At 34.0% G+C, this 9394-nt stretch carries 8 protein-coding genes; 1 reads left to right on the top strand and 7 read right to left on the bottom strand.

The window, feature by feature from the left end; genetic code table 11:
* Positions 1-11 precede the first annotated feature (11 nt).
* The 6 genes from Q0138_RS04920 to mraZ all read right to left on the bottom strand — a co-directional run bounded on the left by Q0138_RS04920 (position 12) and on the right by mraZ (position 5588).
* Complete coding sequence (locus tag Q0138_RS04920; RefSeq protein ID WP_297981659.1) at positions 12-245, bottom strand: hypothetical protein; 234 nt, start codon at positions 243-245, stop codon at positions 12-14.
* On the bottom strand, positions 238-1491 hold the full coding sequence (locus Q0138_RS04915) for an ATP-binding protein (protein ID WP_297981657.1): 1254 nt from the start codon (positions 1489-1491) through the stop codon (positions 238-240). Before Q0138_RS04915 ends, Q0138_RS04920 begins: the two co-directional genes overlap by 8 nt.
* Before the next feature lie 297 nt (positions 1492-1788).
* Entirely contained in the window at positions 1789-3654 is a 1866-nt protein-coding gene (locus Q0138_RS04910; protein WP_297981656.1) for a penicillin-binding transpeptidase domain-containing protein, read from the bottom strand.
* Between the two features lie 30 nt (positions 3655-3684).
* Positions 3685-3984, bottom strand: a complete 300-nt coding sequence (locus Q0138_RS04905; RefSeq protein ID WP_297981654.1) for a septum formation initiator family protein — start codon at positions 3982-3984, stop codon at positions 3685-3687.
* Positions 3985-4199: 215 nt separating this feature from the next.
* Positions 4200-5141 (bottom strand): 16S rRNA (cytosine(1402)-N(4))-methyltransferase RsmH, encoded by a 942-nt coding sequence (gene rsmH, locus Q0138_RS04900; RefSeq protein WP_297981652.1) that lies wholly within the window; start codon positions 5139-5141, stop codon positions 4200-4202.
* A gap of 21 nt (positions 5142-5162) precedes the next feature.
* Positions 5163-5588, bottom strand: a complete 426-nt coding sequence (gene mraZ / locus Q0138_RS04895; protein ID WP_297981650.1) for a division/cell wall cluster transcriptional repressor MraZ — start codon at positions 5586-5588, stop codon at positions 5163-5165.
* Positions 5589-5907: 319 nt separating this feature from the next.
* Here mraZ and Q0138_RS04890 point away from each other — a divergent pair, with 319 nt between their 5' ends.
* Positions 5908-6909 carry a methanogenesis marker 12 protein gene (locus Q0138_RS04890; protein WP_297981649.1) on the top strand — a complete coding sequence of 334 codons (1002 nt, stop codon included), beginning with the start codon at positions 5908-5910 and terminating at the stop codon, positions 6907-6909.
* A gap of 252 nt (positions 6910-7161) precedes the next feature.
* Here the strand turns inward: Q0138_RS04890 and Q0138_RS04885 are convergent, their stop codons facing one another.
* A complete protein-coding gene (locus Q0138_RS04885; RefSeq protein WP_297981648.1) occupies positions 7162-7791 on the bottom strand; it encodes a hypothetical protein in 630 nt (209 codons plus the stop codon).
* Positions 7792-9394: the final 1603 nt, after the last annotated feature.

Raw genomic sequence — 9394 nt, 5'->3', positions numbered from 1 at the left:
TGAATGCTGAATTAGATGAGTAAAAAAGACTTACACAAATTTCTTGACAAAGTCTCAGGCACACTCTTTGCATTTACGGTCTTATAAAATTTTCTGGGGCTCTGCTGTACTTTTGTATCAACCGCAGCATTATATTTACGATCTTCGCATGTGTTGATCTGATCTCTGAGCCATTCCAGATACCACTGCTCCGTTTCGCCCTCAACCGTGAATACAAACTTCTTTGTTTCCAGTTTTTCACTCATCCCTGGCCACCTCATTTCCGGCGATCACCTTTTCAAGGAGCGGGCTGAAATCAACATCCTTTATCGCGCCATATCTGCTGACAAAATAATTGTTCATATAATCCTCGCCCCTGCGAACGCCATCAGCAGTCTTGAAATCAGAGAGCGCATAATGAACGCTGTTTCCTGTCTCATCGTCGCGCTCGACAAACTTGATTTCATCCCGCCTGAGCAGGGATGAATCCAGGAAGATCGGATTATGCGTGTTAAATATCAGCTGAGCATGGTTCTTATTGATATCATCATTATGGAATACATTAATAATATTCATCAGCGCCATCGGGTGAATAGATGCATCAAATTCATCCATGACAAGCGTTCCTCCATTTAAGAGAACAAGTATAACAAGAGGAAATTCATTAATAAACCGAATCGTGCCATAAGATTCAAAGACTTCTGCCGGAAGCAATTTATTTCCTAATATAGAACAAAGAACCGTATCCTCTGCATCATCCTTTCCCGCAGACTTGTAGCCCAGAGCGTTGCCCGTTATACCGAACTCTCTTGCAGCTTCCGTCAGAGTTGTCTCCACATAAACGGTATTTGCCTTCGGATCAGCAAACTTTCTGACGAGGCGCATATCGTCGGAACGATAAACAACAATAAATTTGTTATTGAACCACGAAGTAACTTTCTTTACCAACTCCCGTGCGTAAATCGACTTAAATCCGTTGGTCAAAAACAGTTCCGTATCTGACAAGCTGTCTATCGCCAGTTCCAACATCTTAGGTGTCTTTCTCTTTATGCTCTTATTCACATATTCCTTGATTACAGACGGGAGATTAACAATTAGCTCTCCATTCCTTAAAAACACCTGCTTTTCATTGACTGTCAGCTTCTCTTCCATGATCCTTCTTGGGTAGTCAGTATCCATAAAAGAACCTAGATCCGCTTTCACAGAATATTCCACCAAAAGTCCATCAGCCAGAAATCTGACAGAAAACTCCGTAGGCTCTTTTACCCCATTACAATTTGGGACAAGCTCCAACGCTGAAGCCGCTGCATTAGGAGATGCAACATCCGCATTTCTGATACTGCCACGAAGGACAATCGATCGAAAAGTATCCATAGCACCGATAACATTTGTTTTTCCGGAAGCATTCGGTCCGTAAATAACAGCTGAGCTTAAGCCTTTATAAGATTTACTTCCCGCCTTCATAGAAAGAATACTGTAATCCAGGCCTTTCTGCTTTGGCGCAGGTGTCATAGAAAAATACACCTCATCTACAAACGACTTATAGTTCCTGGTTTTGAATTCCAAAAGCATAATTCCACCTCCATTTACGAGTTTCTCGCAAAATCAATTATATTATAGCAGATTATGCCTTTTTGTCAATGAAAACCTGTTTATTTTGCAAGTTTTTTGCATAATGGATTCCATTTTTGCTGCTTCATGCGAAAAAATCATCAGCAATCATATAACGAAATTAATTACCCGCCATCTCTTCATCAAAGCACACGCCGTACATTCCCATTACCGGTTTCTCTGCCCTTCACAAATACCTCACTCCATCTCTGTAGGATAAATGTTTAAATACGGTAAAACCTCTTCCATAATAGCTTTAAAAAGTCTTGATGCAACAAAAGAACCTGTTTCTTCCTCTTCGGTCTGGCACTCGTCAACAACAACGTAACACTGAATAAGAGGATTATCGTCCTCATCAGCCACAAAGCCAATGAAGGAGTAAACATAGTTTTCCGACTCTCTGTCGTTAACCTGAGCTGTACCCGTTTTACCGCCAATCTTGTATCCCGTAATCTGCGCCGGAATACCGCTACCCTCAGTAACACCAAGGTAAAGCGCCTGCTTCAAATAATCAGAAGTTTCCCGTGTACACGTAATCCGAACAACTTCGCTTCCCACATACTCTTCAACACCGCCCGAACTGTTGATGATTTCGCTTACAACATGCGGTTTGTAATAATATCCGCCGTTAATAATCGATGAAAAAGCAGAAGCCATTTGGATCATGGTAACATTAAATCCCTGTCCGAAAGAACTGATTGCAAGCGAAACCTCATTAAGCGTATCACTTGAATAAACAAGGTTAGAACATGATCTTTCATTACTTAAGTCAATGCCCGTATATTGGCCAAAGCCAAACTTAAGCTGATATTCCAGAAACTTGTCAGGTCCAAGAAGCGCACCCATCTCCATAAAGAAATCATTACAGGAAAGTGCAATCGCACTCTGCAAATTCAAAACGCCGTGACCGGTTGTAACGTTACATTTGATATGCCAAATTCCAACATCATTATAGCCATCGCACTCATAAGTATATACATCCTCATCAATAATGTTTTCTTCAAGAACCGCAACGCTTACAATCGGTTTATAAGTCGAACCCGGTTCATAAGAGTTATAAACGCAGAAATTGTTCCAATTTCCGAGGATTGCGGCATATTTTACAGCGTTGCTCATTTCTGCAATTTCCTCTTCGGTATATGCATATGATAAATCCCTCGGATTATTTGGGTCATACACCGTATCGGTTGCCATTGCATAAATTTCGTTGGTGTTTGGGTCTGAAATAATAACGCCGATATTTTTGGCATCATAGATTTCGTCCCACTCAGCAATGTATTTTTCAACAATACTCTGAATATAAACATCCAAAGTGGAAACCAAAGTTGAGCCGTCTTCAGCAGCTTTTACAACCTTTTCCATATTATTGTCTTCATCAACGTATCCGTATTCTCTTCCGTTTACGCCCGTTAAAACATCATTGTAATAGCCTTCAAGGCCGTAAGAAGCACTTCCGTCCGTATCAACAAAACCAAGAACGGTTGCGGCAAGCGTTGTATAAGGATATCTTCTTTCATATTCCTCTTCAAACCAAACGCCCTGAATATATGCATTTTCATCCTTTGCAGTTAAAAAGTCCTGAATATCGTAGTATTCAAGTGTCTTTTCATAAACCACGTATCTGCTGTTTGAATTAGATTCAATCTTTTCGCGAAGCTCTGTTTCGTCATACCCGAAGCAGTTTACCAAAGCCTCAATTGTAGCATCGTAATACGGATGATCGTTATCATCTGATGTATCATTATCGGAAAGCATAACCGCAGGATCAAGAACAAGATTATAGACCATAATGCTTTGTGCCAAAACATTACCGTTTCTGTCTAAAATAGTTCCTCTTTTATATGGAATTGTTGTGCTTGAATATGTTTGCTGATCGAGAACCGTCTTAGAATATGCATCTCCGTTTGTATAATTAAAATAAACAACTCTTCCGAATAAAACAGCAAACACCAGCATAATAAGGAAGAATACAATAATCAGTTTCCTCGCCATGTATCTCTTAATGCGTTTTGACTGATTGTCGCTTGTTCTTTCCTTGTCTGCCGGTGTATATCTATTACTCATTTTTTGTTACCTTTAATCTTATTAATTCCGTTACTCTTCCGGAACCTCTTTGTATTGTACCAAATATTCCTTGTCTGTGCCATCATAAAAAACAATCTGGTCTTCGGTGGCAACGCTCATGCCAAGAACTTCCGTTGCATAAGTGTAAACATATTCAATATCCATATAGCTGTTCACATCGTAATTTAATACCTCGTTTTCAGCCTTTAAATCCTCAAGCTCGGCTTTCAAAGTATTAATCTGTGCCGATTTTTGGCTGATTGCAAATTCTCTGTTTAAGTAAACAACACAAAGGCTTAAGATTGCCGCAGACACAAGCGCAAGTAACATAGCCATGCCACCGCTCATGCTAAGGCTTCTTCGTCTCGGACGATACGAATTTTCTCTTTCAACCTCTTCGTAAGCCGCTTCGTTTTCAAGCTCTTCAAAGTCAAAATCAAACTTTCTTACGGTATTTCCTTCAATATATGTATCTTTTCTTGCTGTTTTGTTATAATTATTCTTCCTCACTCTGCTCATAATGACCTCTCTTCTTCCCTTTTAAATCAGGCCTTTTCAAAAACCCTCAGTTTAGAACTTTTACTTCTCTTATTGTTTGAAATTTCTTCCTCTGACGGGATAATCGGCTTCCTTGTAATCTGTTTTCCCAAAGGAACTCTTCCGCAAACGCAAACCGGAAATGTCTTTGGACAAATACACGGATCTTCGGCTTCCTTAAACTTGTTCTTAACAATACGATCCTCTAATGAGTGGAACGTGATGATAGCCAGTCTTCCGCCCGGATTTAACATATCAATCATTGCATCAATTGACTTTTCCAAGACTTCAAGTTCTTTATTAACCTCAATTCTTATTGCCTGGAAGGTTCTCTTTGCCGGATTACCACCGGTTGCCCTTATCTTTGCAGGTATACTTTCTTTGATAATCCCTGCAAGTTCAAAGGTTGTTTCAATCGGTTTTTCGTTACGCCTTTGCACAATGTGCTTTGCAATATTATTAGCGAAATTGTCTTCGCCATAATTTCTTATTATTCTTGCCAAATCCTCTTTGGTATAAGTGTTAACAACTTCATAGGCAGATAAAGGATTATCCTTATCCATTCTCATATCAAGTTTTGCATCCTCCATATAAGAAAAGCCTCTTTCCCCATTATCAAGCTGGTAAGAAGAAACTCCTATATCAAGCAAGATTCCGTCAACCTTATCAACACCCATTTCCTTTAAAACAGAAGGCATATTGACGTAATTGCTTTTAACAATATCAATATTCGTATTTTCCTTATATTCAGAAAGCCTTTGTGTGGCTGTCTTAATTGCTTCAGCGTCCTGATCAAACCCTATGAATCTTCCTTCTTTATTAAGAAGCTTACATACACCGCTGGCATGACCTGCACCGCCAAGGGTACCATCCGCATATATTCCTTCAGGTTTTACATTTAAAGCATTAATTGTTTCGTTATATAAAACCGGTATATGTTCAAATTCCATTTAAAGCCTTTCTTGAAAAACTTATATTCCAAGTTCCGACATATGCTGTGCAACTTCGTCCATATCATCAAACGAAGTTGATTCGTTCCATCTGTCAGCACTCCATATTTCTGCTCTGCCACCGACTCCGACAAAAGTAATATCCTTTGTAAGACCGGCGAATTCTCTTAACACTGGAGGAATCAGGATTCTGCCCTGTTTATCAATTTCCGTTTCTGATGCTCCGGCCAGGAAAAAACGTACAAACTTACGTGCGTTCTTGTCTGACATAGGCAATTCTTTAAGTTTTTCTTCGAATTTAGTCCATTCGCTGCGTGGGAAGACAAACAGACATCCGTCAAGACCTTGAGAAATGACGAAGACATCTCCTAATTGCTCTCTGAACTTAGCAGGAACAATAACTCTACCCTTTGCATCTAACGAATGGTTATATTCTCCCATGAACATAGCCGGCGCCCTTTCGTTAGTTAATATAGAAATCCACCACTTTGTACCACATATATGACACCAAGTACCACTTTCTACCACTTATGCTTACATAATAACCCCTAAACTCAAAAAAATCAAGGCAAAATTACAAATTTTACGCAAAAAAAGATTCACGAAAAATCGTGAATCTTTAATGATTTTTAATTATTGAATTTTCTGATTTAATTTTTAATTATTGGGTTTATTTGATTTAATTTTCAATTATTGAATTTTCTGATTTAATTTTAATTAATTTATTCTATTTTCTTATCAAAATTCATATTATTAAGTGATAAAAATGGTATTTGTAGGAATGGATCATGGAACTACTGGAATTTCATTTGCAATAATGGATAATGAAAAAGTTCTGGATGTTTTTAAGATTTCTCGTGAAGACAGTAAGGCTGGAAGAGTTTCAGCCATTGAAGAATTATCAAAACGTGTAGATTTAAGTGATATTGATTTAATGATAGTTACCTATGCAATGGGAGATGGAATAAATACCATTCTTCCTATGGAAAAGGTTAAAAATCGTGGAATATTATCCATAAATGGTGCAGGCAAGGTAACTGGTGGAGGCACTTCAGTTTATTCTGAAATAGAAAATACTGATATTCCATGTCTTATGATTCCTGGATTGCATAAGGATTGTGATTTTCTTGACCCCTTATTTAGGGCAGCATATTCCCATCATGCAAGTCCTGAAAAGGTAAGCATTGCATATAATGCATATCTTGAAACAGATTGGGAAAACATGATAGTTGCTGATATCAGTTCAAACAGCGTTGATCTTCTTATAGAGGATGCTAAGATAAAGGGAGCTATAGATGCATGTTGCGGTGCAATGGGCATTGTTCATGGGCCGTTGGATCTTGAAATGATTAGGGACATTGATGAAGGAAGAAAAACTGCAAATGAATGTTTTTCCCATGCAGGAGCTGTAAAGATTGCAAACATTGACAATAAGGTTGCATTCATGAAGGAAGACCTTCTTAATGCATATGAAAATGGGGATGAAAGAGCAGTTTTAGCTATTGATTCCATGATTATGACTGTTGCAATGGAGATTGCAGGACTTATTGCAGTTAGTAAGAATCCCGTGGATGGAATCGTACTTACAGGTTCAATGGGATCTATGAAGGAACCTGTTGACTTTGAGGCCAAGTTAAATGAATACTTCAAGGACAAGTATCTTTTTAAAATCATTTCAAGTGAGTCTGGAGCTATTGGAGCAGCTCAAATAGCAAGAGACATTTATGGTGGAAAAAGAGAAATTTTGGGAATTAAGGTTGATTATTAGTTTAAATCCTAAAAGAGAAATTTTGGGAATTAAGGTTGATTATTAGTTTAAATCCTTTTTTTACTTTTTCAGTTCATCTCTGATATTTTTAATCAATTATTTTTTAAATTTCTTTTTTTATTTTTTTTAAATCCTTATCTAAATCCCTTTTTTACCCATTTGCTTCTTTCATTAATCTTTTTACTTCTTTTAAAATTCTTTTTATCCATTTATTTCTTTCATTATTCTTTTTACTTCTTTTAATTTCTTTTTTTACTCATTTGCTTCTTTCATTATTCTTTTTACTTCTTTTAAAATTCTTTGAATTCTTTCCATTGAAATTTTTCCTTTTTTATAAACTTCTAAAAGTTCCTTAAATTCATTTGAATCCAAACAATCCATTGCCCTTGTCATATGATGTGTTAATATTGCATCAAGTTCATTTTCCTTAAGTCCTTTAATTTTTGTAAGTAATCTTCCTCCTTCAAATAAAAGTTCCTTTTCTTTTGATAAATTCATCACAGGTAAAAATATTAATGCAATTATATCTGTTTTGCTTATTGGTCTTTTTTTAACTATCAGTTTTTTTATTCTTTTAAGTTCCATTTCCTCATCAATGCTTTGGCTTGATATTACCTGTATCTTATGGGGTTTGTTTTTGTCATGATGATCCATTATTTTTGTAAAATTATGCTCTTCTTCTACTGAAAGGACTATGGTTTTTACTTTTAGTTTGTGTTTTAGTTCCAGTTCCAGGGAATTTTCAAGTATTTTTTTATAATCCATTTCATTAAGTCTTTTGCTGTGAAAGATAAGATTTGTTAGTTTTCCATCCAATGTTTTAAAGCAGAGGTTTTCAATATTGGGATTGGAAGCCCAGTTTGAGAAAAGTTCCTTTTCCATAATTTTAGCTCCATTTGACTCACACCATCCTTGCCTTTGCTTTATCTTTGATTATATATTAATCTTTTGCAGTTTAAATTGAATTTTGTTAATCAAATTAAATTTTTATAAGTTTTTTGAATTTTGTTAATGAATTTGAATTTTATTATTCAAATTGAATTTTTATTATTTTTTTGAATTTTGTTATTTTTATTGAATTTTTATTATTTTTTTGAATTTTATTAATGAATTTGAATTTTATACTTTTATTTGAATATTGCTTTTAGATTGTAATTTTTATTAAATCATGCTTTTTTATAAATCTTATATAGGGGGTGTTAGTAAAATTATAGTTTTTTCTTAATTTTATTTAATTTATTTAATTTTTTCTTTAATTTTCATTTAATTTTCTAAATTTTTATAAAATCTTAATTAATATTTTGGTTATATTTTCCCCTTGTTGATTAAAAATCTATAATTTTGTTCAATCCGAATATTCTAATTTTTAAAAAAAATCCATAATTTTTGTAAACTAATCTTGCTTTTTTGTATACAGTAAAATGAATTTTATTCATTTGAATCTTTTAATTTTTTTATAGTTTTTTTAAGTTTTTGCGCATGATTTTTTTTACAAATTTATTTTTCTCTGTATATTTTTTTAAAGGATAAAAATTCTTCTTTTTACAATTTCAGCTATTATTTCTGATTGCTCTTTTTTAGATTTTATTTATTTTTGTTTAAAAAATGGAAACCTTTATAAATTATTATAGTACTATATATTATATGTATGCTTTATGTACACTTCTGTGTGGTGTGAAGTTTTAAGTTTGATTGGAAGTTTAAATCTTTAACGATTTATAAAGTTCTAATGGTCTAGGAAATCTTTAATAAGATTCTGGATTGTTTTTAATGGTCTAGTAATTTTTTTTATTAAGTTCTGGATTGTTTTTAATAGTCTAGTAATTTTTTTTTATTAAGTTCTGGATTGTTTTTAATGGTCTAGTAAGTTTTTAATAAAGTTATGACTGGGCCTTCATAGTAAAGATCTAATTTCTTTAGCTGACTTTTATAATTGTAAAGATTTAACTTTGTATTAATTTAATCTTTTACAGTTATGGAGTCTTTTTAAAGTCTTTGTTATTTGTAAAGATTTAACTTTTAAGAGAAACTTAAGCGCATTGGTGACATAAGGTTCTAACTTTGATAGTTAGATAAAATGTTGGAAATTAATTTTTTTTAATTTCTGGTATCTATTATACATTTAAGAAATTTTTATATTAAGTCGACAAAAATAAATTGAAAAAAAATTTTTTAGATAGTTCATAATATTAAGTTACATTTTTAATAATTGTTTGAAAAGATTTTATTCTTTATGAAATATGTGTTGAAATGTGTAATTGAGGAAATTGTTTGAAAAGAAGATTTTTTTAGACAGTTTTAAGCTTTTGTTTGAAAAAAAAGATTTTTTTCTAGACAGTTTTAAGGTTTAATGTTGGTTCAATATTGAAAGGGGTTTCATAGGCATAATCTTTTTTAGCTGAATTTTCAATTTTAATGTGAATTAAGCTTTTTAGAAATAAAAGATTATTGAGTTATTATCGAGCGATATATTATAAAGTATTAT

It is taken from the genome of uncultured Methanobrevibacter sp. (genome assembly GCF_937906425.1).
GTDB lineage: Archaea > Methanobacteriota > Methanobacteria > Methanobacteriales > Methanobacteriaceae > Methanobrevibacter.
This window is presented reverse-complemented; position numbering and strand designations above follow the sequence as displayed.

Bases quoted from the DNA above. Each gene is read 5' to 3' on its own strand.
- Q0138_RS04920 (WP_297981659.1), bottom strand. From the start codon at position 245: ATGAGTGAAAAACTGGAAACAAAGAAGTTTGTATTCACGGTTGAGGGC.
- Q0138_RS04915 (WP_297981657.1), bottom strand. From the start codon at position 1,491: ATGACACCTGCGCCAAAGCAGAAAGGCCTGGATTACAGTATTCTTTCT.
- Q0138_RS04910 (WP_297981656.1), bottom strand. From the start codon at position 3,654: ATGAGTAATAGATATACACCGGCAGACAAGGAAAGAACAAGCGACAAT.
- Q0138_RS04905 (WP_297981654.1), bottom strand. From the start codon at position 3,984: ATGTTACTTGCGCTTGTGTCTGCGGCAATCTTAAGCCTTTGTGTTGTT.
- rsmH (WP_297981652.1), bottom strand. From the start codon at position 5,141: ATGGAATTTGAACATATACCGGTTTTATATAACGAAACAATTAATGCT.
- mraZ (WP_297981650.1), bottom strand. From the start codon at position 5,588: ATGTTCATGGGAGAATATAACCATTCGTTAGATGCAAAGGGTAGAGTT.
- Q0138_RS04890 (WP_297981649.1), top strand. From the start codon at position 5,908: ATGGTATTTGTAGGAATGGATCATGGAACTACTGGAATTTCATTTGCA.
- Q0138_RS04885 (WP_297981648.1), bottom strand. From the start codon at position 7,791: ATGGAAAAGGAACTTTTCTCAAACTGGGCTTCCAATCCCAATATTGAA.